Annotated in this window: 24 protein-coding genes; 10 read left to right on the top strand and 14 right to left on the bottom strand. The window is 67.7% G+C overall.

The window, feature by feature from the left end:
- Nucleotides 1–2 precede the first annotated feature (2 nt).
- The 5 genes from ASG64_RS13870 to ASG64_RS13890 are packed head-to-tail and all read left to right on the top strand — an operon-like array spanning nt 3 to nt 4,920.
- Nucleotides 3–1,094, top strand: coding sequence for a spore photoproduct lyase family protein (locus tag ASG64_RS13870; RefSeq protein ID WP_056074081.1), 1,092 nt, complete (start codon nt 3–5; stop codon nt 1,092–1,094).
- A 1-nt stretch (nt 1,095) separates the two neighbouring features.
- Complete coding sequence (locus tag ASG64_RS13875; protein WP_056074082.1) at nt 1,096–1,899, top strand: DNA-formamidopyrimidine glycosylase family protein; 804 nt, start codon at nt 1,096–1,098, stop codon at nt 1,897–1,899.
- A 4-nt stretch (nt 1,900–1,903) separates the two neighbouring features.
- Nucleotides 1,904–3,007 carry a threonine aldolase family protein gene (locus ASG64_RS13880; RefSeq protein WP_056074083.1) on the top strand — a complete coding sequence of 368 codons (1,104 nt, stop codon included), beginning with the start codon at nt 1,904–1,906 and terminating at the stop codon, nt 3,005–3,007.
- Between the two features lie 33 nt (nt 3,008–3,040).
- On the top strand, nt 3,041–4,486 hold the full coding sequence (gene thrC, locus ASG64_RS13885) for a threonine synthase (RefSeq protein WP_056074084.1): 1,446 nt from the start codon (nt 3,041–3,043) through the stop codon (nt 4,484–4,486).
- Nucleotides 4,486–4,920, top strand: coding sequence for a VOC family protein (locus tag ASG64_RS13890; RefSeq protein ID WP_056074085.1), 435 nt, complete (start codon nt 4,486–4,488; stop codon nt 4,918–4,920). Before thrC ends, ASG64_RS13890 begins: the two co-directional genes overlap by 1 nt.
- A 26-nt stretch (nt 4,921–4,946) precedes the next feature.
- Here the strand turns inward: ASG64_RS13890 and ASG64_RS13895 are convergent, their stop codons facing one another.
- Together ASG64_RS13895 and ASG64_RS13900 are read right to left on the bottom strand one after the other, a co-directional pair.
- Nucleotides 4,947–6,008, bottom strand: coding sequence for a hypothetical protein (locus ASG64_RS13895; RefSeq protein ID WP_056074086.1), 1,062 nt, complete (start codon nt 6,006–6,008; stop codon nt 4,947–4,949).
- Nucleotides 6,009–6,059: 51 nt separating this feature from the next.
- Nucleotides 6,060–6,491 carry a MarR family winged helix-turn-helix transcriptional regulator gene (locus ASG64_RS13900; RefSeq protein WP_042576370.1) on the bottom strand — a complete coding sequence of 144 codons (432 nt, stop codon included), beginning with the start codon at nt 6,489–6,491 and terminating at the stop codon, nt 6,060–6,062.
- A 207-nt stretch (nt 6,492–6,698) separates the two neighbouring features.
- Here ASG64_RS13900 and ASG64_RS13905 point away from each other — a divergent pair, with 207 nt between their 5' ends.
- The gene (locus ASG64_RS13905; protein ID WP_056074389.1) at nt 6,699–8,777 is read left to right on the top strand and encodes an MMPL family transporter; all 2,079 of its coding nucleotides are present in this window, start codon (nt 6,699–6,701) and stop codon (nt 8,775–8,777) included.
- Nucleotides 8,774–9,379, top strand: a complete 606-nt coding sequence (locus tag ASG64_RS13910; RefSeq protein WP_042576246.1) for a lipocalin family protein — start codon at nt 8,774–8,776, stop codon at nt 9,377–9,379. Before ASG64_RS13905 ends, ASG64_RS13910 begins: the two co-directional genes overlap by 4 nt.
- A gap of 23 nt (nt 9,380–9,402) precedes the next feature.
- Here ASG64_RS13910 and ASG64_RS13915 read toward each other — a convergent pair whose 3' ends face one another.
- The 10 genes from ASG64_RS13915 to ASG64_RS13960 all read right to left on the bottom strand — a co-directional run bounded on the left by ASG64_RS13915 (nt 9,403) and on the right by ASG64_RS13960 (nt 18,854).
- Nucleotides 9,403–9,759: a universal stress protein gene (locus ASG64_RS13915; RefSeq protein ID WP_042576247.1), complete on the bottom strand. Its 357-nt coding sequence runs from the start codon at nt 9,757–9,759 to the stop codon at nt 9,403–9,405.
- A 33-nt stretch (nt 9,760–9,792) separates the two neighbouring features.
- Nucleotides 9,793–11,208 (bottom strand): sugar porter family MFS transporter, encoded by a 1,416-nt coding sequence (locus ASG64_RS13920; RefSeq protein WP_056074087.1) that lies wholly within the window; start codon nt 11,206–11,208, stop codon nt 9,793–9,795.
- A 291-nt stretch (nt 11,209–11,499) separates the two neighbouring features.
- On the bottom strand, nt 11,500–12,585 hold the full coding sequence (locus ASG64_RS13925; protein ID WP_056074088.1) for an MSMEG_0565 family glycosyltransferase: 1,086 nt from the start codon (nt 12,583–12,585) through the stop codon (nt 11,500–11,502).
- Entirely contained in the window at nt 12,567–13,418 is an 852-nt protein-coding gene (locus ASG64_RS13930; protein ID WP_056074089.1) for a carbon-nitrogen hydrolase family protein, read from the bottom strand. Before ASG64_RS13930 ends, ASG64_RS13925 begins: the two co-directional genes overlap by 19 nt.
- An 8-nt stretch (nt 13,419–13,426) precedes the next feature.
- Entirely contained in the window at nt 13,427–14,674 is a 1,248-nt protein-coding gene (locus ASG64_RS13935; RefSeq protein ID WP_056074090.1) for an MSMEG_0569 family flavin-dependent oxidoreductase, read from the bottom strand.
- Entirely contained in the window at nt 14,671–14,955 is a 285-nt protein-coding gene (locus ASG64_RS13940; protein WP_056074091.1) for an MSMEG_0570 family nitrogen starvation response protein, read from the bottom strand. Before ASG64_RS13940 ends, ASG64_RS13935 begins: the two co-directional genes overlap by 4 nt.
- Nucleotides 14,948–15,856 (bottom strand): carbon-nitrogen hydrolase family protein, encoded by a 909-nt coding sequence (locus ASG64_RS13945; RefSeq protein ID WP_056074092.1) that lies wholly within the window; start codon nt 15,854–15,856, stop codon nt 14,948–14,950. The genes ASG64_RS13940 and ASG64_RS13945 overlap by 8 nt, the downstream gene beginning before the upstream one ends.
- Nucleotides 15,853–17,250 (bottom strand): MSMEG_0567/sll0787 family protein, encoded by a 1,398-nt coding sequence (locus tag ASG64_RS13950; protein ID WP_056074093.1) that lies wholly within the window; start codon nt 17,248–17,250, stop codon nt 15,853–15,855. The genes ASG64_RS13945 and ASG64_RS13950 overlap by 4 nt, the downstream gene beginning before the upstream one ends.
- 1 nt (nt 17,251) lies before the next feature.
- On the bottom strand, nt 17,252–18,319 hold the full coding sequence (locus tag ASG64_RS13955) for an MSMEG_0568 family radical SAM protein (protein ID WP_056074094.1): 1,068 nt from the start codon (nt 18,317–18,319) through the stop codon (nt 17,252–17,254).
- 10 nt (nt 18,320–18,329) lie between these two features.
- Entirely contained in the window at nt 18,330–18,854 is a 525-nt protein-coding gene (locus tag ASG64_RS13960) for an MSMEG_0572/Sll0783 family nitrogen starvation response protein (protein WP_042576255.1), read from the bottom strand.
- Nucleotides 18,855–19,041: 187 nt separating this feature from the next.
- On the opposite strand from ASG64_RS13960, the gene ASG64_RS13965 reads away from it, so the two are divergent.
- The gene (locus ASG64_RS13965) at nt 19,042–19,422 is read left to right on the top strand and encodes a hypothetical protein (RefSeq protein WP_042576256.1); all 381 of its coding nucleotides are present in this window, start codon (nt 19,042–19,044) and stop codon (nt 19,420–19,422) included.
- Nucleotides 19,415–19,822, top strand: a complete 408-nt coding sequence (locus tag ASG64_RS13970) for a hypothetical protein (RefSeq protein ID WP_042576257.1) — start codon at nt 19,415–19,417, stop codon at nt 19,820–19,822. Before ASG64_RS13965 ends, ASG64_RS13970 begins: the two co-directional genes overlap by 8 nt.
- 3 nt (nt 19,823–19,825) lie before the next feature.
- On the opposite strand, the gene ASG64_RS13975 is transcribed toward ASG64_RS13970, so the two are convergent.
- Both ASG64_RS13975 and ASG64_RS13980 read right to left on the bottom strand, forming a co-directional pair.
- On the bottom strand, nt 19,826–20,800 hold the full coding sequence (locus ASG64_RS13975; RefSeq protein ID WP_056074095.1) for a pyridoxal-phosphate dependent enzyme: 975 nt from the start codon (nt 20,798–20,800) through the stop codon (nt 19,826–19,828).
- A 24-nt stretch (nt 20,801–20,824) separates the two neighbouring features.
- A complete protein-coding gene (locus ASG64_RS13980) occupies nt 20,825–21,253 on the bottom strand; it encodes a type II toxin-antitoxin system Rv0910 family toxin (RefSeq protein ID WP_042576259.1) in 429 nt (142 codons plus the stop codon).
- A gap of 108 nt (nt 21,254–21,361) precedes the next feature.
- Here ASG64_RS13980 and ASG64_RS13985 point away from each other — a divergent pair, with 108 nt between their 5' ends.
- The gene (locus ASG64_RS13985; protein ID WP_056074096.1) at nt 21,362–23,647 is read left to right on the top strand and encodes an ATP-dependent DNA ligase; all 2,286 of its coding nucleotides are present in this window, start codon (nt 21,362–21,364) and stop codon (nt 23,645–23,647) included.
- The last annotated feature ends 179 nt before the right edge of the window (nt 23,648–23,826 follow it).

A 23,826-nucleotide genomic window follows, 5' to 3' on the forward strand; every position in this document is an offset into this window, starting at 1 on the left:
TCGTGACCGACCCACTCCTCGCCCCCACACGCCTGTGGACGCCCCGTCGGGTCCAGATCACCAAGTCGGCGGCCGATCTTCCGCACACGGCCGAGATCGTGCGGCGGTGCGAGGCAGCAGGCGTCACCGAGATCGACGTCCTGACGGCCGACCGACTCACCGGCCTGCGAGGCGAGTCCGAGCGCGAGACCTATGCGCGTGCGAAGTCGACGCTCGCCGTCGTCGTGGCGCCGCCCAGCGCCTTGAAGCCGCAGCCCATCCCACCGAGCGCGGACTGGCGCATCGATCTGGCCAAGGGATGTCCCGCGCACTGCCAGTACTGCTACCTGGCCGGGTCTCTGTCCGGCCCGCCCGTCACCCGCGTGTACGCCAACCTCGACGACGTCCTGGCGCCCATCGCCTCACACGTCGGCCGCGGCACCATCACCAGCGGCACCGCCGAGCGCGGACACGAGGGCACGACCTTCGAGATGTCCTGTTACACGGATCCTCTGGGGATCGAGCACGTCACCGGCTCGCTCGCCGCGGCGATTTCCCGCGTCGGCAGCGGGGAGTTCGGTTCTGGCGCCTCGCTGCGCTTCACCACCAAGTTCGACGACGTCACCGAGCTGGTCGGCCTCGATCACGGCGGACGCACCCGCGTGCGCCTGTCGGTCAATGCTCGCGACATCGGCAACCGTTTCGAGGGCGGAACCGCCAGGATGCCGGCACGCATCGCCGCCCTGCGTGCGCTGGCCCTGGCCGGGTACCCGGTCGGTGTGACCATCGCGCCGATCATGCCCGTTCCCGGCTGGCAGGAGCAGTACGGCGACCTCCTCGCCGACATCGCGTCCGCAGTGGCGGACGTTCCCGACGTCGACCTGACGGCCGAGATCATCACCCACCGGTTCACGCCGTCCAGCAAGGACGTGTTGCTGAGCTGGTACCCGGCCACGAAGCTCGAGATGGACGAGGACGCGAGGTCGGCGAAGCGCTCGAAGTTCGGCGGCGTCAAGTACGTCTACCCGAAAGCGACGATGGCGGAGATGAAGTCGTGGTTCACCGCCGAACTCGAGCGCGTCCTACCCGCGGCGCAGCTGCTGTACTGGACCTGACGTGCCCGAGGGTGACACCGTCTTCGCACTCGCGGCACGGTTGCGTGCGGCACTCGACGGCAAGGTCCTTATCGCGGGGCGATTGAACGTCCCCGCACACGCCACCGCGGATCTCGCCGGTCGCACCGTCCTCCGCCACCGCACGCACGGGAAGCACCTGCTGACGGACATCGACGGCGATCTCACCCTGCGCACCCATCTGAAGATGACCGGGTCGTGGACGATCACCCGACCCGGCCGTCACCTTCCCCGTCGACTCGATCCGGACGTCCGTGTCCGGCTCGCCGTCAGGGACGGCCCGACGGCGTACGGCCTGATGTTGCCGGTCGTGGACTTCTCCACCACGGCCGACGCCGACGCCGGGCTCGCCTACCTCGGGCCCGACCCGCTGCACGACGACTTCGATGCCGCACTCGCGGCGGCCAACGTCCGACGCGATCCCCGTCCGGTCGTCGCGGTGCTGCTCGATCAGCGCGTGATGGCGGGACCCGGCAACCTGTGGGCGAACGAACTGTGTTTTCTCCGCGGTCTCGGCCCGTGGGTCCCGGCGACCGAGGTCGACGCCGACAAATTGGTGGCCTTGACCCGGAAAGCGATGCGGCACTCCGTCTCCACTCCGCGGGCCATGCAGGTGACCACCGGGGACACGCGGCCCGGTCGACAGCACTGGGTCGCCGGTCGCGCCGGCAAACCCTGCCTCCGATGCGGCACGACGATCCGCGTCGTCGCCGAGGTGCCCGGGGATCCGGAGCGACGCCGTACGTGGTGGTGCCCGCACTGCCAACCCGGGCCGGAGCGAGAATGACTCGGTGATCTCTCTGCATGACAGCACCGTCCGCGGTTTCGCGTCCGACAACTATGCGGGCGTGCACCCGGAAGTCCTCGACGCTCTCGCCGCCGCGAACGGCGGTCACCAGGTCGCGTACGGCGGAGACGACTACAGCAGGCGTCTGGACGAGGTCTTCGTCGAGCATTTCGGTCCGGACATCGCCGTCTTCCCGGTCTTCAACGGCACCGGCGCCAACGTCGTCGGACTGCAGTCGATGCTCCCCCGCTGGGGCGCCGTCGTCTGCGCGTCGACCGCCCACATCAACGGCGACGAGGGCGGGGCACCCGAGCGAGTCGGCGGCATCAAGCTGCTGACGGTCGACTCACCCGACGGGAAGCTGACCCCGGAGCTGATCGACCGCGAGGCGTACGGCTGGGGCGACGAGCACCGCGCGCAGCCGCTGGTCGTGTCGATCACGCAGTCCACCGAACTGGGCACCGTCTACACGCCGGACGAGATCAGGGCCGTCGCGGACCACGCTCACGGATACGGCATGCGACTGCACGTCGACGGAGCTCGCATCGCGAACGCGGCCGCGGCGCTCGACGTTCCGCTCCGCGCCATCACCACGGATGTGGGTGTCGATGTCCTGTCCTTCGGCGGCACCAAGAACGGCCTCATCTTCGGCGAGGCCATCGTGGTGCTCGACCCGTCGGCGTCCGAGGGGATCACGTACCTGCGCAAGCTCGATATGCAGCTGGCGTCGAAGATGCGGTTCGGTGCCGCTCAGCTCATCGCTCTGCTCGAGCCGGGTGAGGACCGCGGGTTGTGGTTCCGCTCGGCGTCGCACGCCAACTCGATGGCCGCCCGTCTGCGCTCGTCCCTCGAGGCACTCGTCGACGCGGGCGACGCACCGGGCCTCGGGTTCAGCCAACCGACACAGGCGAATGCCGTCTTCGCCACCCTGCCGGCCGGTGTGGCGGACCGCCTCCGCGAGCGCTTCCGGTTCTACGACTGGGACGCCTCCCGCGGCGAGGTCCGCTGGATGTGTTCCTTCGACACCACCGAGGCCGACGTCGAGAGGTTCGTCGAGGCGATCCGCACGGAGCTGGCGCGTGCCGATTCAGCGATATGGCAAGGTTGACCGCGCCTCCACCCGGACGAAGAGAGTCACGTGATGCAGTATCAGTCGACGCGGGGTCACAACCTGCCCCAGCACTTCTCGGACATCCTCCTCGGAGGTCTCGCGCCCGACGGGGGCCTCTACCTGCCGTCGGAGTACCCGCAGCTGACCGCCGACGAGCTCGAGTCGTGGCGCGGGCTGTCCTACGCCGACCTCGCGTTCGCGGTCCTCTCGAAGTTCGCGGACGACATCCCGGCCGACGATCTCCACGACATCACGCGCCGCACGTACACCGCCGAGGTGTACTGCAACGGCCGCGAGGGTGACGACGTCTCGCTGATCACCCCGCTGCGCACTCTCGGAGACGAGGACGGTGCACCGCTGAAGCTGCTCGGACTGTCCAACGGGCCCACGCTGGCCTTCAAGGACATGGCCATGCAGCTCATCGGCAATCTCTTCGAGTACACCCTCGCCGCGAGCGGCAACGAGCTGAACATCCTGGGCGCCACCTCCGGGGACACCGGTAGCGCCGCCGAACACGCGATGCGGGGCAAGAACCGTATCCGCGTCGTCATGTTGAGTCCGCACGGACGGATGAGCAGCTTCCAGCGCGCCCAGATGTTCAGCCTGCAGGACGACAACATCGTCAACCTGGCCGTCGAGGGCAACTTCGACGACTGCCAGGACATCGTCAAGGCGGTGTCCAAGGATGCCGAGTTCAAGGCACACCACGCGATCGGCACCGTCAACTCCATCAACTGGGCTCGCGTCGTCGCGCAGGTCGTCTACTACGTGCACGGGTGGCTGCTCGCCACCGACGGACCCGGACAGAAGGTGTCGTTCTCGGTCCCGTCGGGCAACTTCGGCAACGTCTGCGCCGGACACATCGCACGATGCATGGGCCTTCCCATCGATCAGCTGGTCGTCGCGACGAACGAGAACGACGTCCTCGACGAGTTCTTCCGCACCGGCGTCTACCGCCCGCGGTCGCCCGCCGAGACGCACCACACCTCGAGCCCGAGCATGGACATCTCCAAGGCGTCGAACTTCGAGCGCTTCCTCTACGACCTGGTCGATCAGGACGCGGCCCGGCTCGGCGAGCTGTTCCGCGCGCTCGACACCGACGGCGGCTTCGACTTCTCCGGCACCGCGGAGTTCGATCGGATCGCCGAGTTCGGCTTCGTCTCCGGGCGCAGTACGCACGCCGATCGCGTCGCGACGATCCGCGACGTGAAGGACCGCTACGGGGTGACCATCGACCCGCACACGGCCGACGGCGTCGTCGTGGCCCGCCGCAATCTTCGGGAGGGCATCCCGATGATCGTGCTGGAGACCGCACTGCCGGCGAAGTTCGCGGACATCGTCCGCGAAGCTCTCGGTGAGGAACCCGAACGGCCGGCGGCCTTCGACGGCATCGAGGATCTTCCGCAGCGTTTCGACGTCGTTCCCGCGGACGTGGAGCGCGTCAAGGCCGTCATCGTCGAGCACACCGCGCGCTGATGCCGATCCGTCTGGAGAACGTCGGGATCGCCGTCCGCGATCTCGACGCGGCCGTCGCGTTCTTCACCGACCTCGGACTGACCCTGCTGGGCCGCGACACCGTCAGCGGTGAGTGGGCCGATACCGCCGTGGGAGTCGACGGCAATCACGCGGACATCGCGATGCTCGAGACTCCGGACCGGACCGGCCGCATCGAGCTGTTCCAGAACCGCCATCCCACGATGATCGAGGCGGAACCGACGCTCCCGTATCAGGTCGGCATGCACCGGGTCGCCTTCGCTGTGGACGACATCGACGAGGCGCTCGCGATCGCCGCCCGGCACGGGTGCTTTCCGCTGCGCGGTGTCGCGAACTACGAGGGCGTGTACAAGCTGACCTACCTGCGCGGTCCCAGCGACATCATCGTCATGTTCGCCCAGAAGTTGGTCGACTAGCCAACTCTCCGAGCGTAATTCGGTGATCACGAGTCGGCGTGGTCCCGCGTGTCGTCCAATCGGCCGGCCGCCGCGCGTCGACGCAAGAACTCGCGGTGTCCGAACGTCGCGCAGAGAATCTGCTCCTGGTCGGCCACGGTGCTGCCGACGGCACCCGCCACGGTGCCCAGCGATGCCGAGAGCCATGCCAGGCGCACGTAGTCGGCGACGTTCGCCGAACGCCCGATCCGTTCGGACAGGAACGACGGAGAGATCACCACCGCGGCCGCGGCGCCGACCACCAGGAACAGGACCGCGTACATGGTGACGACTCCGGCGACGACCGTACCGAGGGTGGCGAGGTTGTACATCGTGCGGTCGATCCCTCGCTCGCGCCGAGTGCGCTTCTCCCACAGACTGTTCGGGAAGATGAGCCACGCTGTGACGGCGAGCAGAGCAGTGGCGGACACCGCGGTCAGGCGCACGATCGACATCGACGCCGCCATCTGCCAGATGCTCGAGTAGAAGAGGCCGAATGCGGACGTCGCAGTCGCCGCGGCGAGCGCGCCCGACAGCGTCGGTACCAGCCTCCACGGGCGGTTGGTGCGGATCATGCCCGCGACCACCCGCGCATGCCCCAGCAGGGCGGGCGCCACCAGGGCGTCGTGGCCGGACACGGTGGACCAGTGCGCCAGACCGGTGGCGGGATCGGGTCGGTCGACACCGGTGGAGTCGCGCAGCGCGCCCAGAGCGGCCAGCGTGACGGCGCGCGCACGTCGCGCGACCCGGTGGATGCCGAACGACGGGACGTAGATCACCACCATCGACGGCCGGACTATCTCGGCGAGGACGGGGCGCGAGCGCACACGGCGCGGTATCTCGGAGACACACACAGTCACGGTGTCCTCGCTCCCTCCGGTGTGACCGAGCAGGGACGACCAGGTGTCGAGATCAGGGCTTCCGCTCCGCACCGGAGGCAGGGGGACGGTCACCCGGTGGACGGTGAGCAGATCTCCGTCGCGCGTGGTCGATCCGTCGAGACCGGTGACGATCGAGTCGGCGACGGTCGCGGCGAAGCCACGATCGGTGGCAACTCTGACAGCGGGCATCCGGCTCGGCTACCCGTCGAGCCCGATCGGAAACTGTGCGGTTGCCGAGCATCATTCGGCGCTTTTGATCTCCCGGTGATACGTCTGCATCGCATCGGTGAGCGCACCGAAGACGCGGTGCGCCGCGGCCAGGTCGTCGTCCGGGAGGTCCGCGAGAGACTGTGAGACGTGCTGCCCCAGCGGACCGAAGAACTGTCGAGCGACGTCCATTCCGGGCTCGTCGTAGCGGAGAATGACGCGTCTACGGTCACGGACGTCGGGTTCGCGGCGGATGTGGCCGGACACGATCATGCGTTCGACGAGGTAGGTCATCGCCGCGGACGACAGTCCGAGCAGTGAACCCAATTCACCGGGAGAGACGGGGCGTCCGCCGACGTCGGAGACCATGATGTGCAGCAGAGCCCGGAAGTCGTTCGCATTGAGGTGGTGCCGAGCTCCGAACACTCGTCCCAGCTGATCCGACTCCGCGGTCATGGCGCGCATGTCGGCGGCGATCAGCGATTCGAGTTCGCGCCGTGCGGCATCGCCGTCCGACCGATCCAGCTCCGACACTCATGCTCCTTCGCGAACCCCGGCGTCAGCGTACTCGCCACACTGCCGTCCATATTACTTCAGTTGCTTAATGATCAACAGACTGAGACACTGGCGGGCGTGAACGAGAACTCCGTGTGGGACCGCATCGCCGGACTGGTGTCCGGACGCCGATCCTGGATCGTCGCCCTCCTCGTCGTGCTCGCATCGGGCGGGTTCATGGGCGCGATCGGCAGCAATTCCGCCGCCGAGAGTTCGCCCACCTCCCTGTCGGCGGATGCCGAGTCAGCACAGGTCGACGCACTCCTGCAGGACTTCCCCGACGCCGACCTGTCACCGGTCATTCTCGTGGCGACCCGTACCGACGGTGGCGCGCTGTCCGAGCAGGACCTGGCGGACGTCGCAGCCGCGCGGGAGCGGATGAACGCCGTCGACAGAGGCGTCGATCCGTCGGTGCAGGACGCCCCCGTCATCCCCGCACCCGACGGCGAAGCAGCCATCGCGCCCGTCCAAGTGTCGACGGAAGCGAACGGCGCCGGCTTGGCCGAGTTGGTCACCGATCTCCGGTCCGCAGCCACCGACGGCCTGCCCGCGGAACTGACACTCCAGGTCACCGGCGGACCCGCCTTCGCCGCCGACATCGCCGACTCCTTCTCCGGCGCGAACTTCGTCCTGCTGACTGTCACGGCCCTGGTCGTCGCGCTGCTGCTCATCGCCACCTATCGATCACCGGTGCTGTGGCTCGTTCCGCTGCTCGTCGTGGGCTTCGGTGACCGCGTGGCCACGACGGTCGGTACCGCGGTCTCGGACCTGACGGGGCTCTCCTTCGACGGCAGTACCTCCGGCATCACGAGCGTCCTGGTGTTCGGCGCAGGAACCAACTACGCGCTCCTGCTCATCTCCCGCTACCGCGAGGAACTGCGCCGCGAGGCAGATCACCGGGTTGCGCTGCGGCATGCCGTCCGACGGGCCGGCCCCGCCATCGTGGCCAGCAACGCGACGGTCGTCCTGGCGCTGCTCACACTCCTCCTGGGCACCCTGCCCAGTACGCGCAGCCTCGGCGGACTGGCCGCCGCCGGTCTCGTCGTCGCTGCCGTCTTCGTCCTCTTCGTGTTGCCTCCACTGCTGTCACTGTGTGGCCGGAAGCTGTTCTGGCCGTTCGTTCCTCGCGTCGGCGATCCGGAGCCGACCGAGAAGGGCGTCTTCTTCCGAGTGGCCAACGCCGTCGGCCGTCGGCCCGGCCGCGCGGCCGTCGTCTCCGTGGTAGCACTGGCCGTCTGCATCCTCGGGCTGATCGGCACGAACGTCGGGCTGTCACAGACCGAGCAGTTCCGCGTCACCGCCGAATCCGTCGACGGCATCGACACTCTGGCCGACCACTTCCCGGCCGGGCAGTCGGATCCGACGATCGTCGTCGCGAACACCGATTCCGCGCAGCAGGTCGAGTCCGCGGTGCGGGGCACCGACGGTGTGGTGTCGGTGACGCAGACCGCCACCTCCGAGACCGGACTCACGGAATTGTCGGTGGTTCTGGGCGCAGAACCGTCGTCCGACGGCGCGTTCGACGCGGTCCGGAACGTGCGGGCGACGGTCGGAGAGATCCCGGGAGCCGACGCCGTGGTGGGCGGCAGCGACGCGCAGGCGCTGGACACGTCCGACGCCGCGGCACGCGATCGCCTCGTGATCATTCCCGTGATCCTGCTGGTGGTCCTGCTGGTGCTGATCGCACTGCTGCGGTCTCTACTGGCGCCGATCGTCCTCGTCGCGACGACGGTCCTCAGCACCCTCGCTGCCCTGGGCGTCGGAAGCTGGGTCAGCCAACACGTCTTCGGGTTCCCTGCCCTCGGTGACAACGTCCCGCTGTTCGGCTTCCTGTTCCTGGTCGCACTGGGCGTCGACTACACGATCTTCCTGGTGACCAGGGCTCGTGAGGAGACACCCACTCACGGCACCCGAACGGGGATCGTCCGCGCGGTCGCGTCGACCGGTGCTGTCATCACCAGCGCCGGCATCGTGCTCGCCGCCGTGTTCGCCGTCCTGGGCGTGCTGCCGCTGATCCTGCTCACCCAGCTGGGCATCGTGGTCGGTCTCGGCATCCTGCTGGACACGTTCGTCGTGCGCACTGTCGTGATCCCCGCGCTCTTCACTCTCGTCGGGCCCCGCATCTGGTGGCCGACCACACCGGACCCCCACTCCGAAGACAGTCACAGCACCACTCGAGAAGGAGTTACCCCATGATCCGAAGCATCATCCGCACGGCTGTCGCCGGAGCGCTCGTCACCGGCGCGGTTCTGGCCGGAGGCAGCGCGGCCTCCGCGCAGCCGTTGTTCGAACCTCTGCAGCCGATCCAGCAGCTCGACGTCCAGCGCTACACGGGTGACTGGTGGCAGATCGCTGCCGTGCCGCAGCCGTTCAACCTCAACTGCGCCAAGGACACCAGGGCCAACTACCAGCTGCTCGACCCCAGTAACGTGCGCGTGCAGAACAACTGCACTCGCTGGGACGGCGGAGCCAACGAGATCATCGGCAACGCCCGGGTGAACGATCCGGTCACGCAGGCGCAGCTGCACGTGAGCTTCCCCGGCGTTCCCACCCAGGACAACCCCGAGGGCCCGACCAACTACATCGTCACCTACATCGCCGACGACTACTCGTGGGCACTGGTGGGCGACCCGTTCCGCACGTCGGGCTTCGTCCTGTCGCGCTCGCCGCAGGTGAGCACCGATCAGTGGAAGCAGATCCGCAGCGTCGTCGAGAGCCGCGGCTACAACGCGTGCCTGCTGCTGACGTCTCCGACCACCGAGGGCAGCAACGAGATCCGCCCGCTCTGCACGGTCTGATCGATCCCCGCTCGCCGTTCGGCTCAGTCGGGCCGAACGGTGAGAACCGGGACCGGTGACGTCATCAGCAGTCGCTGACTGACGCTGCCCAGCAATGCTTTTCCGACGCGACTGCGCTTCTTGATACCGATCACCAGGCGCGTCACCTGCGGGTGCGCATCGATCTCGTCGATGACCGCCACCACAGGATCGCGGTCCTCGCGCCCGGCGCGCTCGATCACGCGCACCGGTACGTCGTCGTCGAGGTCGCCGGTGTCGAGCGCTCCGAGAGTCAGGTTCACCGCGATCACGTCGGTGTCCAGCATGCGTGCTTCACGCACGCCCTCCCTCAATGCGTGACGCCCCTCGTCGCTGTCGGTCACTGCTACCAGCACTGCCATGACGTGTCACCTACCTTTCGTGTGTCGGTCGTGTCAGGAGTATTCGCGGCGGAAGCGAGCTTCCAAGTGTTCCAGACTCTGGCCGCGGGTCTCGGGCACCTGGGTGACGATGAAGACCATGGCCAGAATGCCGAGTCCGACGAAGATGAAGAACGTCGGCGCGATGCCCAGCGCCTCCACCACCGGTGGGAATGCCAGTGCGACCGCAGCATTGGCGATCCAGAGCATGAACACACAGACACCGATGGCGAAGCTGCGGATCTTCAACGGGAAGATCTCCGCGAGCATCAGCCACACCAGCGGCCCGATGGTCCCCTGCATGCAGAAGACGAAGAGAACGACGAAGACGAGGATGAAGTAGGCCTTCGCGGTGCCGTCGGGAAGCAGAAGGGCCGACAGCCCGACCAGCAGATGGAAGAACGTCGTCAGCGAGAACCCCGCGATCAGCATCGTGCGACGGTTCACCCTGTTCATGATGAACAGTCCGACGGTGATGCCGAGGACACTGAACAGACCGTTGAGCGTGTTCGCGAGAATTGCTGCGCTGCTGGAGAACCCGGCATCACCGAGCAGCTGGGTGCCGTAGTACATCACGGAGTTGATGCCGGTGAACTGCTGGAAGACACCGAGTCCGACGCCGATGAAGATCAACCGTCTGATCCACCGCACGGACAGGTCTGCCGCTCCGCCGGTCTGGGAGAGCTTCTCCTCCTCGGCGAGCGCGTGGACTTCTGCCATCTCGGCCTCGGCGCGTTCCGGTGAGCGCACCTGCTTCAGCACGGCCAACGCGTCGTCGTCCCTGCCCTGCGAGACCAACCAGCGCGGACTTTCGGGCATGCGCAGCATCCCGAAGAAGAGAGCGAAGGCCGGTAGCACCGCGACCAGAAGCATGTACCGCCAGACGGACTCGTGGTCGCCCCAGATATTGAAGATCAGGGCGTTGATGACGAAAGCGGCGAACTGGCCACTGACGATCATGACCTCGTTACGGGTGACCAGTGAGCCGCGGCGCTCGAACGGTGAGACCTCCGAGAGGTACACCGGCACCGTCGCGGATGCGCCACCGACGGCCAGGCCGAGGACGAAGCGGAACACCGCGAGTACTTCCCACGACGGCGCGAGAACACATCCGAGCGTGCCGAGGACGAAGACGCCCGCCAGCATCAGGATGTTGTGGCGACGCCCGTACTTGTCCGACAGCCGGCCTCCGACCAGGGCGCCGATCGCCGCTCCGAAGATCAGGATGCTGACGACGAACCCCTCGGTGAACGACGTCAGGGACAGGTCCTCCTTCAGCGGCTCCAGCGCGCCGTTGATGACGCCGGTGTCGTAGCCGAAGAGCAGACCACCGAAGGTCGCCACGACGGCGATGACCCCGAGTCGTCGTGAATGCGGGCCGGGAGAGTCGGCCGGGAGCGAACTTCCCGTACCGGTGACTTGCGAAGACATGACATCCCATCGTCGGCGTGTGGCCTCCAGCCCTGCGAGGCGCTCAATCCATGTCTGTATGTCTTAACATACTTCGTCGGCGATGAGAAGTGGGTCACATCAAAATCCCCTCTGCACGCCGTCGGCGCGGCGGGTACTCTCTCAGTTGTTCAACTATTCAGTAGATGAGAGTGTTCGGAGGGGACCATTCATGTCGACATCACCCGACGATCGCGAGCACGACAGACCCGAGAAGAGGCGTGCAGCGCCCTCGTCGTTCGTCCAACTCTTCTACGACGCCACCGTCGACGCTCACGCGTCGGCGGAGTCCCCGAACGCCGGGGACATGCGTTCGTAGAACTCCAGATGCCGGGCTGCCGCGTCGTCCCAGTCCGCTGCGGCGGCGAGCGCACGTCCAGCCACTGCCCGATCGCTGGAGCCCATCGCATCCTCGAGCGCCTCGGCCGTCTCCTCGGCGTCGCCTCCGTACCGCACCGCGTCGCCGAACACTTCCCGGAAGACCGGGAGGTCTCGCACCACCACGGGAACCGACGCGGCGAGAGCCTCCATCGCGGCGAGGCCGAATCCCTCCTTCGTGGACAGGAACGCGAACGCCGACGCCCCGGCGACGAGGGACGGAAGCACATCGTTGTCGACGGTCCCCATCACGACGGGGGCCACCGCGGCCCGGCCCGCACGCGCATCGAACTCCGCCCGGTATCCGCGGTAGTCGAACAGCGTCTCACCGCCGGCGAAGACCAGTCGGACGTCGGGATGGCGGTGCTGGAGAACGGCATAGGCGTCGAGCAGATCGATGCTGCCCTTCCGCGGCTCGATGCCGCCGACGGCCAGGACGTACCTGCCCAGGCGCGCACGCCAGTCGTCACCCCGCGCCGACGCGAACCTCACGTGGTCCACCCCGTTCGGGATGACCGTCGGCTCGAAACCCCAGCCGGCCCGGACCTCGTCGGCCACGGCCCGCGAGACGCAGATATGGGCGTAGGGCTCGACGATCGCGCGTTCGTGACACGCCGCCAGCTCGGGTGTCGTGAAGTTCTCGAGGTGGTGGATCGTGCGGATGCACCGTCCGACAGCGTTGGCCGTGATGCAGTCCTGCGCGTGCACGATGTCGGCGTCGGCCGGGTCGAACGCCTCGCGCATCACCCGGATCGAGCGGAGGATGCGCTCGCCCACCGACTCGTCGTCACGCGGGGGGAACGGAACCAACCGCACCCGGACCGACGGGTCGACGGTGCGGTAGAAACCCTCGTCTCCGCCGCGAGCCAGAGACCACACGGTGACCTCGGCTCCGGCCCGCGAGAGGGCTTCGGCCAGTTCGACGGTGTGCACCACTCCGCCGCGCGGCTTCGTCGAGTAGGTCAGAAGTGCGATGCGCACGAGACCTCCCGGTGATACGCGTCGGGGCGCCGCTCGTCGAGATGGCGCAACACCCTCCGCGCGCGGTCCACCTCCGCATCGACATCGATGTCGCAACACGCCAGCCCGCCCTTGTCGCGGGTACGGCAGAGTACGTCGCCGCCGGGGCCCACCACTTTCGCCTGCCCGAGGAAGCGCAACGAGCCCATCACCCCCGTGTGGTTCGAGGACAGCAACACGACCTGGTTCTCCGCGGCACGTGCGGCGTCGTAGAGGTCGAACAGACGGGACTGCCTGTCGTTGGCCAACTTCGACGCTCGATCGGTCACACTGGCGGGCCACGCCGACAGCGCCGCGACGATACGCGCGCCGTCCAGCGCCAACGTGCGCGACGACTCGGGGAACGTCTTGTCGTAGTCGATCAGCATGCCCATCCGCCCCACCGGTGTGTCGAACGCCGAGAAGCCGTTTCCCGCCGAATATGCCAGGGACTCCCCGGCAGGCTGGTGCACCTTGCGGTGACTCCCCAACACGCCGTCACCGGTAAGGCACACCGCGGCGTTGTACCGCTGATCTCCGGCCCGCTCGGTGTAGCCGACGCACACGGTCATCGAGCGCGCCGCGGCCGCGATGCCGGACAGTTCCGGACCGTCCTCGTCCAGAGCGGGCGGCAACTCGTCCAGGTCCGGGTTGTTCAGATCGCCGATGTACCCACCGAGACACGCGTCGGGAAGCACCAGGAGGTCGATCTTGCGATCGTGCGCATGACCGATGATGCCCAGGATCTTCTCCAGAGACCGTTCGACGTCCCTGCCGAAATGACCTGCGAGCGCCGCTGCTCGGATGGGGGCCACCGGTGCACTCAGACTCGCGCCGGCACGCGTGCGCCGGCCGCCACCTGCTCGCCCAGGTATTCGGCATCGCGCGCCACCGCCGCGAAACGTCCGGAGCCCCAGGTGTTCTGCCAGGGCAGGCCGAGGAAGTACAGGCCCGGAGCCGCGGTCACCCCGCGTGTGTGGGCCGGGTGACCCTCACCGTCGAACACACCCACCTTCAGCCACCGGTAGTCGCGTCGGAAACCGACGGCCCACACGATGGACGTGACTCCCTCGGCCGCGAGGTCGAGTTCCGTGGGTTCGACCTCCGGCCGCCACACCGGCGTGTACCGCTCCTCGACGGGAGCATCGAGACCCGCCCTGGCGATGTACGCGTCGATGTCGTTCTTGATGCCCTCGGACACGGCATCGGCAGCGTCGAGCGACTGTTCGAGGGTCTGCGCGAAGTGCAGCCGACCGTCCTGGTCGACGTCGGTGAGACGGCCGTAGAGCCGCATGCCGTCCACCGCGAACGCCCGCAGGTCGATGTCGCGTCCACCGTCACGGCCCGTGACGTAGTGGTTGGTGCTCTCCCGCTTCGACAGTCCACCGGCATGGGCGGAGATGGAGACGTCGTACACCCCCATGTCCTGCAGCCACGCGACACAGTCGCGCCCTCGGTAGAACCGTGCCACCCGGGGAGCGGATCCGGCGACGAGGTGCACCTGGCGGCCCTCGAGATGGAGGTCTTCGGCGATCTGTGCCCCGGACTGCCCGGTGCCGACCACCAGGACTCCGCCGGCAGGCAGTGCGCTCGCGCTCCGGTACGCCGACGAGTGGATCTGCGTGATCGACGGCGGAATGCGTTCGGCGAGTCGAGGCATCGACGGGATGTGGTACCCACCGACGGCTACCACGACCTGATCCGCCGTCATCGCACCTGACGAAGTAGAGACCGAATACCCGCCCCGGGGGCGCTGCTGGACGTTCAGGACGGTGACGTGCTCGCGTACCGGCGCATCGAAGGACTCCGCGTACCGACGCACGAAGTCGTACACCAGATCCCGGGTCATGAACCCGTCGGGATCGTCACCGTCGTACGCGTAGCCCGGCAGTACGCACTGCCAGTTCGGCGTCACCAACGTGAAGTTGTCCCAGCGACCGTCGAGCCATTCGTGCGCGACGGTGTCGCGCTCCAGGACGACGTGGTCGATGCCGCGGCGAGTCAGGTGCCAGCTCATCGACAGCCCGGCCTGCCCCGCACCGATGACGATCGCGCTGTGATGTTCGCTCATCGCGGGCCTCCCAGGTCGAGAACTCGGACCGTGCCCGAGTCGAATGCTGCTGCGGTGGTCTCGATCTCCCGTAGCGTGGCCGCGGCCGAGGTGCACGCGAAGCCGAACTTGGCCATCACCCGATCGCTCGCCTCCGTCAGCGCCGTCCTGCTGCGCTGGACGAAGTCGACGATCTCGTAACGGTCGCCCACCGTCAGGTGGTCGCGGACGACCAACGACGGTGAATAGCACTGCTGTCGAAGCCCGTTGGGCCAGAGCACGGTGAACGTCATCTCAGGCACGGCTCATCACCCGATCCACGCGGGACATGCTGTCCTCGTCAGTGATGGTCCCATAGATCGACGGTCGACGATCCCTGAGGTTGTACATACCGCCGCCACGAGCCGCGGCGATCGCACGCTGGACGTCGAGCGTGGCCGTGGCCAGGCCGGGCTCGATGCCTGTCCCCGCCAGGATTTCCCCGCCCGGCCCGACGATCTTCGCGCTGCAGACGAAGTCGAGCGAGCCGAACGAGCCCGCCTGGTTCGCGGCGACCCAGACCACCTGGTTCTCGAGCGCACGAGCCTGGTCGTAGATGTCGAAACGGAGCTTCCACCTGTCCTGCGCCATGTCGGCAGCCCGACCCGTCCGCGACGTCGGCCATGCGGACAGCGAGGTGATGATCTCCGCACCGTCGAGAGCGATCTCCCGCGCGGCCTCCGGGAAGGCCTTGTCGTAGCAGATCTGCATCCCCATCCGGCCGACCGGTGTGTCGAAGGCCCGGTACTCCGAACCTGCGGAGTAGCAGAGGTTCTCGCCCAGCGGCTGATGCACCTTGCGGTAGGAGCCCAGCACACCGTCGCCGTGGACGGTCACCGCGGCGTTGTACCGCACCGGTCCGTCCGCCTCGCAGAATCCGAAAGTCACCACCATGTCTCCGGCCATCGCGGCGACCCTGGCGATCTCCGGGCCGTCGAGTTCCAGGGCCGGCGGAAGGTTCTGCAACCGTCGCTGCCGCTTCTCCTCCGTCTCCTCACCCCCGCCCAGGCTGGGGAGGTAGCCACCCAGGCAGGCCTCCGGCAGGACGAGCAGTGAACTGCCGCGTCGTCGTGCCTCGACGATGTTCCTCTCGATCGTCGCGTAGGACTCGGCCATATCGCGGCCGAAGCGTTCCGACGCAACCGATATCACGATCTCGCTCATGCTCGTCCCAATCCTGTGACTGCGGCGGACACCGCAGAGGTGACGACGCCGTCGGGCCACCGCAAGGTGACGCCCGGCGTCCTGGTGAGTCGGCCGCACACAGCCGACGTTGCCGGTCCTGCGGCCGGGACGCGGCGTCCCGGCCGGTCCGCGGTGATCATCGCGAACCCTGGAAAACACGTGATCCACCGGCCGAGATCTGCGCCGACAGGGCGTGGTATCCGGGCGACGTCGATCTCCGCACCCGTCCCCGACGCTTCGGCCATCATCCCGGTCGTGCCGGCGAAGCCGGCCATACTGACGTCCTTGGCCGCTCGCGGAGCCGCGCGGGCCACGAACGATCCCATCGCCACCAGATCGTCCCGCGACCTCGTCGACGACGAATCCCATTGCGCACCCTGGTATCCGGCGCGCCAGCCACCGCCGAGATCGGCGGTCAGTCGCAGGTCGTCGCCCACGCGTCCACCTCCTGCGGGCACGGGGCGGGTCGTTCTGCCGAGTGCCGTCACGGACAGTGACGCAGGAACGCCCACCTGGGTGTGTCCACCGAGGACCGGCACGCCCCACGCGTCCCCGGCACGCGCCAATCCACGAATCACGCGCGTCAGGAGAGAGGTCGTCGGAGCGCCGACCGCGTCGAGCATCCCGACCGGTGTCGCGCCCATCGCCGACAGATCGTTCAGATTGACCAGTGCCGCGCACCACCCGGCCCATTCGGGATCGCGCTCGACCATCGACGGCACAATGGCGTCGCACGCGGCGACGATGTCGGATCCGGGGACCGGCACGCCGTCGTCACCTCGGAAACCACTGGCGCCCAGCCCCAGTGGGCCCGTCGCCAGCGGGGCGAGGACGCGGGCGAGCATCGATTTGGTGGAGTCGACCAGTCGCTGCACGGTATGCAGGGGCCACCGCATCGACTCGTGCGGCGTGTCGGCGATCCATGCGGCTCCCACGGATTCCCAGCCGAGCTCGGTGAACATCGGCACGTACTGCTGTTGCACCGTCGCGTCGAAACGCAGGACGCCGAGGGTCTCCACGTACGCGCAGGCAGCTCGCACCAGCGCGGGACCTACCGTCCGACCCCGGCTTCCGCGCGCGACCACCAGACGACTACCCGCCCACCACCCCAGGTCGACGTCCGTGCACGGCGCCACCCGTACGCCGCCCAGCACCGTGCCGTCCGGGGCTGTCGCGACCAGCACGGTCGCCCGCGGATCGTCGTCGACATCGTCGCGATCGGAACCCTCGAACAACCCCTGGTCGACGACGAACGACTCGCGCCGGAGTTGCCGGTAGGCACCCAGGTCGGCGTTCGACTCCGCCGGTCGCACCAGGAAGGGCGCGAGGACGGTCGACGGTTCACCCGTCAGGATGGACAGTTCTGACGCCATGTCAGCCCCCCATCGTCTGCAGCACACTGCAGGCACCGCACGCCGCGCATCCGGCCTTCTGATCGGTGCCCAGCATTCCGGCGTCGGCAAGCGCCTCGGCGACCCTCGTACTGACGTCCGCGAGCAGATCCGACGAGGGTGCGCGGGCACCGTCGACGTCGACCGCCAGCGTGCCGGGATGCGGACGGAACGGGACGACGAAGGGATAGACGCCCATCTCGATCAGCTCGGCGGCCCCCGCCACCAGCTCGTCCGGATCTTCACCGAGGCCGACGAGCAGGTACGTCGACACCTGGTTGCGGCCGAAGACGCGGACGGCCTCGACCCATGCCGCGCGGTAGTCGTCCAGCGGTACCGACGCCTTGCCGGGCATCCACGCCCGGCGGACGTCCTCGTCGAGCGACTCGACGTGGATACCGATGGACCGGGCACCCGCGTCGTACAACTCCGTGATGGTGGCGAGGTCACCGGGAGGTTCGCACTGCACCTGGATCGGTAACTCCGGAACTCGTGCCTTCACGGCCCGGACGCAGCGCGCCAGATGCAACGCTCCACGGTCGGTGCCGGCGGAGGTGCCCGTCGTCATGACCATCTGCGTGACGCCGTCGAGCCGCACCGCGGCCTCGGCGACGGCGGCGAGATCGGCCGGCTTCTTGACGGCCACCGTCGCGCCGCTGCGCAGCGATTCCTCGATGGAGCAGAACCGGCACCGCTGGGACTCGTCGTAGCGGATGCAGGTCTGCACCACCGTCGTCGCCAGGACGCCCTTGCCGTGCAGTTTGGCCAGCTTCTCGTAGAGGACGCCCTCGTCGGTCGTCAGGTCGTAGAAGGCCGGCCGGGCGATGGCGGCGATGTCGAGTCCGATGTCGTCGCCGTCGAACAGGACCCGGTCGCCGTCCAGGACGTACGGACTCGACGGGTTGCGCGGCAGTGCGGCGCCCAGGCCGTCGATGCTGACATGACCGTCGTCGCTGGGTCCCGCGCCGGCCGTGCGCCGCACGGGCGGAGTGCCGCGGATACCGAGAAGAGCGAGGTCCACGCGGTGGTTCCTGGTCTGGGTGACGGACATCGGACCGGCCTCAGACCATGTAGGTGGAGTTGATGATCGCGCCCTTGCGGGCGTAGTGGATCAACGCGTCCTGCACGTCGAGCGGGTGCGCGGGAATCACGCCCTCGATCAAGTCCTCCTCGCGGCCGCCGTGCAGCGCGAGTCCGAAGCGGCAGCAGAACACCGTGCCGCCCTCGGAGATGAACGTCGCCAACGCGTCGTTGATGTTCTGCTCACCGGGAAAGCCGGAGTCCCCGGTGGTCGGGAAGCCGCGCGTGGCGAGGCAGTTGATCGCGCCCGGACCGTAGAAGTACATCGCCGACTCGTACCCCTTGCGCAGGGCGCGGGTGGCCTGGAGCACCGCGACGAAACTGACCGACGACTCGTGTGCGATACCGTGCACCAGGGTGAAGTAGGACTCCCCGTCCTCCGCCTTGTAGTCGGGGAAGATCTTCGTCCCGCCATAGATGTTGCTGCCCTTGGGAAGTGACGGGTGCGGAATCTCGGCGAGCGAAGCGGACATGTTGTCGAGGATGGTCTGATCGAACGCGGCCACTGGAAACCTCCGAAGATGAGGGAGCGAGGGAGACGATCCGTCTCTACGCACAAGTACAAGCGCGACCGATGTCCGGATGGTCACCCGCGGAACAACGCCCGGTTTCGTCCTGCTCACTCGGGTAACGCGCAGGACACATGCGCCGCCGTCCGGGGGACGAATCGGACGGGGATAAACTGAGGACACAATGTTCACTCCCATCACGGTCGCCCTCTACGTGCTGCCACTCGTCGCTGCCGTCTGGGCGATGGTGAAGTTGGTCCGCAACAAGGCCCTCCTGCTGGCGAACCGCAGCGACCGCGTGTTCTTCCGCTTCCTCGTGGGCATCGAGCTTCTGGTGATCGCGCAGGCCGTGGTCGGATTCGTCGCCCTGGCCACCACCGACCGTGACGTGCACGCCGTCACCTTCGGCGCCTACCTCGTCGGGCTCGCTCTGCTGCTGCCCATCGGTGTGTGGTGGTCCCTCGGAGATCGCAGCCGCGGCGGAACGGCCGTACTGATCGTCGTCACGCTCACGCTGGCCGTCATGGTGCTTCGCCTGAACCAGATCTGGGCCGGCCATGCCTGACTCTCTGCAGACGGCGACCCGCTCCGGGCCGGGGCGCGTGCTGATCGCGCTGTACGCCCTGTTCTCCGTCGCGGCGGCGTCACGCTCGGCCGTGCAGATCGGCACCCGGTTCGACGATGCTCCCGTCGCGTACCTGCTGTCGGCGTTCGCCGCCCTCGTCTACATCGTCGGCACGGTCTGTCTGGCGCGAGCATCGGTCGTGTCGCGCCGGATCGCCACCGTGTCGTGCATCGTGGAGATCGTCGGCGTGATCGGCGTGTCCATCGCGAGTTATGTCGTGCCGCAGGAGTTCCCGGAACCCACCGTGTGGTCGCACTTCGGATCCGGGTACGTGTTCATCCCGGTCATCCTGCCGATCGCGGCACTGTGGTGGTTGCGCAGAACCGACGGACGGCCGTGACGATCAGTCGACGGTGAGGTCCTGCGCCTGCGGATGGCCGAACAGGCCGGGTAGACCACCGCTCGCGAGGAACACGACGTCGGTTCCGGGTACGACGTCGCCGTCGGCGACTGCCGCGATCAGTCCGGCGAGTGCCCGCGCCGAGTAGGTCGGATCGAGGACGAGGCCCTCCGTGCGCGCCGCGATCGTCGACGCGTGCCGGGCTCCCGCAGCGAGGCTCTCGTAGCCGGCACCCACCTGATCGGTGCGGATACGCAGTGCAGCCGTCGCCGACACGCCGTCCATGCCGCCCAGCATGTGGCGCACGCGATCTGCCGCATCGGGCACCGCGCCCGTGTCGACACCCAGCACGTGATCGGCTCCGAGGCCGGCGACCAGCCCGGCCATCGTGCCGCCGGACCCCACCGCGCACACCACCAGGTCGACGCCCGGCGCCTGTTCGAGGATCTCGTGCCCCGCGAGCCGGTACCCGTGTGCACCGACGCTGTTCGAGCCACCGAACGGAATGATCGCGGGGTGCCGACCCTGCCGTCGCAGCCTGTCGGCGACCCGCTGCGCTGCGGCATCGAGTTCGGTCTGTGTGTCGGACCCGTCATCGATCGGACCGATCCACTCGATGACGGTGCCCAGCAGCGCGTCGAGCAGCAGATTCCCCACGAAAGGTCGTGGATCACCCGGGAACACGAGGACCGAGTCCAGCCCCAGCCGGGCGGCCGCAGCCGCGGTCAGCCGCGCGTGGTTGGACTGTGGCGCACCGGTGGTGATCAGGACGTCGGCACCGTCGGCGACCGCAGCGCCCACCGTCCACTCCAGTTTGCGGATCTTGTTGCCGCCCGCTCCGAGTCCGGTGAGATCGTCGCGCTTCACCCGCAGATCACCGGCCCGGAGGCCGATCGCCTCTGACAACCGCGGCGCCGGTTCGAGGGGCGTCGGCCACGTTGCGAGTCGGACACGTCGAGCGTCGCGAGGAGCAGTCATCGGGGACCTTCCGGCCGGGGTGGTCTAACCCAGTTTCGCGAGATTGGTGACGCTGTCACGCACGTCGGACTCGAGCACCTTGGCCACGACCCCGCCGATCGGCCCGGACAGCAAGCCGCCGCGGAAGTTCGCGTCGAGCGTGAACTCCGAGCCCGCATCCTTCGGCGCCACCGACATCTTCAGATCGATCTTGATGCCGCCCTTGCCTTTTCCGAGCAGCGCGATCTCGTAGGGCTTGTCGTACTCGGTGATGGTCCACGTGATGACGTTGCGGAAACCCTTCACCTTGATCAGCGAATCGATGGTCACGCCTTCGCTCAGGGTGGTCGGCACGGGGCCGCGCCACCCGCCGAAGATGGTCATCCACTCCTGGAAACTCGACAGGTCGGACGCCCTGGCCCATGCCTCGTCCGGTGTCATCGTCGATTCCACCGACACGTTCACTCCGGCCACGCGGTCCTCATTCCTTGATGCGGTGATGCTTGCAGGATGGATCCGGGAAGCCCCGGTCACCGTCTCGAACATACCCACCATGGCGGGCGCGCAACCTATCCTGGCGTCATGGCATCGCTCGACGTCGCAGGGCAGCGGATCCCGCTCACCAACGTGGACAAGGTGCTGTTCCCCGAGACCGGCACCACCAAGGGTGAGGTGATCGACTACTACGTCGAGATCGCCCCCGCCATGCTGCCTCACCTCGCGGGGCGGCCCGTCACCCGTAAACGCTGGCCGAACGGCGTCGAGTCGGGAGCGTTCTTCGAGAAGAACCTCGCAGCGTCCGCACCGGACTGGCTGGACCGTCGTCGTCTGCATCATTCCGACCGAGTGGTCGTCTACCCGGTGTTCCACACCGCAGCGGATCTGGCATGGCTGGGACAACAGGCCTCACTGGAAGCCCATGTGCCGCAATGGCGATTCGAGGGCGACGAGCAAGGGAAGGCGACGCGCATCGTCTTCGACCTCGACCCCGGCGAGGGAGTCGACCTCGACACGTGCGCGGAGGTCGCGCTCGAGGTACGCAGCATGATCGACGGCATCGGACTGACCGCATTCCCCCTCACGAGCGGCAGCAAGGGAATCCACCTCTACGTCCCCCTGGACAAACCCGTGTCGTCGTCCGGCGCGTCGACGGTCGCGAAACGCGTTGCGACGCTTCTGGAAGAGCGGATGCCGGACCTGGTCACCGCCTCGATGTCGAAAGCCGTCCGGCCCGGGAAGATCTTTCTCGACTGGAGTCAGAACAACGGCAAGAAGACCACCATCGCGCCCTATTCACTGCGGGGACGGAGTCGGCCGACAGTTGCCGCACCACGGACCTGGGACGAAATCTCCGGGGGCGGCCTCGCACAGCTGAGCTTCGAGGACGTCCTCGAGCGTTACCGCCGCGACGGCGACCTGCTCGCGGCACTCGACCCGGAGATCGATCCCACGCCCGACACGGACTCGCTCGGCCCGTACCGAGGCAAGCGAACTGCCTCGCGCACACCGGAACCCGTCCCCACACGCACCGAGAAGAAGGACGCCACCGACCCCGTCTTCGTCATCCAGGAACACCACGCGCGACGCCTGCACTACGACTTCCGACTCGAACACGACGGGGCCCTGGTGTCCTGGGCAGTGCCGAAGAACCTCCCGACCGACGAGAAGAAGAACCACCTGGCCGTGCACACCGAGGACCACCCGATGGACTACGCCGACTTCGAAGGCACCATCCCGAAGGGTGAATACGGCGGCGGTGAGGTCACCGTGTGGGACCACGGCACCTTCACCACCGAGAAGTGGAGGGACGACGAGGTCATCGTCGAGCTCACCGGCTCACGCATCACCGGCCGGTACGCCCTGATCCGGACGAACGGGGACCAGTGGCTGGTCCACAGGATGAAACCTCGACCCGGATCCGCCGGAGATCAGCCCGCTGCGGACCTCCCCAAGCATCTCCGCCCGATGCTGGCCTCCCCCGGCGACCTGGCGGGGCTCGATGCGGACGAGTGGTCGTTCGAGGGGAAATGGGACGGCGTCCGCGTCGTGGCGACGATCGACCACGGAGACATCGTGCTCGAGAGCAGGACGGGGCAGGACCTCACGCGTCGCTACGCAGGGATCGCGGCGTTGGCGGCCGATCTGAGCGATCACGCCGTCGTCCTCGACGGCGAGGCCGTCGTCTACCGGGAGGACGGGGTCACCAGCTTCCAGATGCTGCAGGACGCGCATCCGGACGACGTGCAGTTCATCTGCTTCGACGTGCTGTACCTGGACGGAACCGACCTGACGGGCAAACGGTTCTCCGACCGGCGGCGCATTCTCGAGCTCCTGCTGTCCGGACTCGAGACGGTCACGCTGTCTCCGTTGATGCCGGGAACGGCCGCCGGGGCGCTGTCCGAGAGCGAGCGGCGCGGCTGGGAAGGCATCGTCGCCAAGCGCCGGGAATCGACGTACGAAGTCGGTCGCCGCAGCTCGGCATGGATCAAGGTCAAGAACTGGCGCACGCAGGAGGTCGTGATCGGCGGGTGGCGAGCAGGCCAGGGTTCCCGCAGCGGCGGTATCGGATCCCTGCTGCTGGGCATCCCGTCGGACGACGGCCTGCGCTATGTCGGACGCGTCGGCACCGGGTTCACGGCGCGTCAGCGCGACGAACTTCTGGACCTGCTGACACCGACGGTGGTCGAGACGTCCCCGTTCGACCGGCCACTGCCGACGGCCGATCGTCGGGACGCGACATGGGTGACACCGACCCTGGTCGGAGAGGTCCGATTCTTCGAGTGGACCGACGGCGGTTCGTTGCGGCATCCGAGCTGGCGGGGCCTGCGCGAGGACAAGAGCATCGCGGATGTGCGGCGCGAAACCTGACCACACGCGAAACGAAGAACTTTGGAGCCTACACAGGAACCGCTTCTACTGGTTGCCTACGTCGGCGTGGCTGTTTACGGTTCGGTAACGAGGCGGGGGCGTCGGTAACTCGGGTGGAGTCAGACGCTCGGGCGGTGTTCACTACATCTGTCGTTCGATAACCGCACAGTCGGTTCGTA

This window comes from Rhodococcus sp. Leaf247, from assembly GCF_001426185.1.
GTDB lineage: Bacteria > Actinomycetota > Actinomycetes > Mycobacteriales > Mycobacteriaceae > Rhodococcoides.

What these genes read in the sequence shown, in the direction of transcription:
- ASG64_RS13895 (WP_056074086.1), bottom strand. Translation starts at nt 6,008, where the DNA reads ATGCCCGCTGTCAGAGTTGCCACCGATCGTGGCTTCGCCGCGACCGTC.
- ASG64_RS13985 (WP_056074096.1), top strand. Translation starts at nt 21,362, where the DNA reads ATGGCATCGCTCGACGTCGCAGGGCAGCGGATCCCGCTCACCAACGTG.
- ASG64_RS13970 (WP_042576257.1), top strand. Translation starts at nt 19,415, where the DNA reads ATGCCTGACTCTCTGCAGACGGCGACCCGCTCCGGGCCGGGGCGCGTG.
- ASG64_RS13950 (WP_056074093.1), bottom strand. Translation starts at nt 17,250, where the DNA reads ATGGCGTCAGAACTGTCCATCCTGACGGGTGAACCGTCGACCGTCCTC.
- ASG64_RS13900 (WP_042576370.1), bottom strand. Translation starts at nt 6,491, where the DNA reads ATGCGCGCCATGACCGCGGAGTCGGATCAGCTGGGACGAGTGTTCGGA.
- ASG64_RS13915 (WP_042576247.1), bottom strand. Translation starts at nt 9,759, where the DNA reads ATGGCAGTGCTGGTAGCAGTGACCGACAGCGACGAGGGGCGTCACGCA.
- ASG64_RS13910 (WP_042576246.1), top strand. Translation starts at nt 8,774, where the DNA reads ATGATCCGAAGCATCATCCGCACGGCTGTCGCCGGAGCGCTCGTCACC.
- ASG64_RS13965 (WP_042576256.1), top strand. Translation starts at nt 19,042, where the DNA reads ATGTTCACTCCCATCACGGTCGCCCTCTACGTGCTGCCACTCGTCGCT.
- ASG64_RS13955 (WP_056074094.1), bottom strand. Translation starts at nt 18,319, where the DNA reads ATGTCCGTCACCCAGACCAGGAACCACCGCGTGGACCTCGCTCTTCTC.
- ASG64_RS13945 (WP_056074092.1), bottom strand. Translation starts at nt 15,856, where the DNA reads ATGAGCGAGATCGTGATATCGGTTGCGTCGGAACGCTTCGGCCGCGAT.
- ASG64_RS13935 (WP_056074090.1), bottom strand. Translation starts at nt 14,674, where the DNA reads ATGAGCGAACATCACAGCGCGATCGTCATCGGTGCGGGGCAGGCCGGG.
- ASG64_RS13890 (WP_056074085.1), top strand. Translation starts at nt 4,486, where the DNA reads ATGCCGATCCGTCTGGAGAACGTCGGGATCGCCGTCCGCGATCTCGAC.
- ASG64_RS13920 (WP_056074087.1), bottom strand. Translation starts at nt 11,208, where the DNA reads ATGTCTTCGCAAGTCACCGGTACGGGAAGTTCGCTCCCGGCCGACTCT.
- thrC (WP_056074084.1), top strand. Translation starts at nt 3,041, where the DNA reads ATGCAGTATCAGTCGACGCGGGGTCACAACCTGCCCCAGCACTTCTCG.
- ASG64_RS13975 (WP_056074095.1), bottom strand. Translation starts at nt 20,800, where the DNA reads ATGACTGCTCCTCGCGACGCTCGACGTGTCCGACTCGCAACGTGGCCG.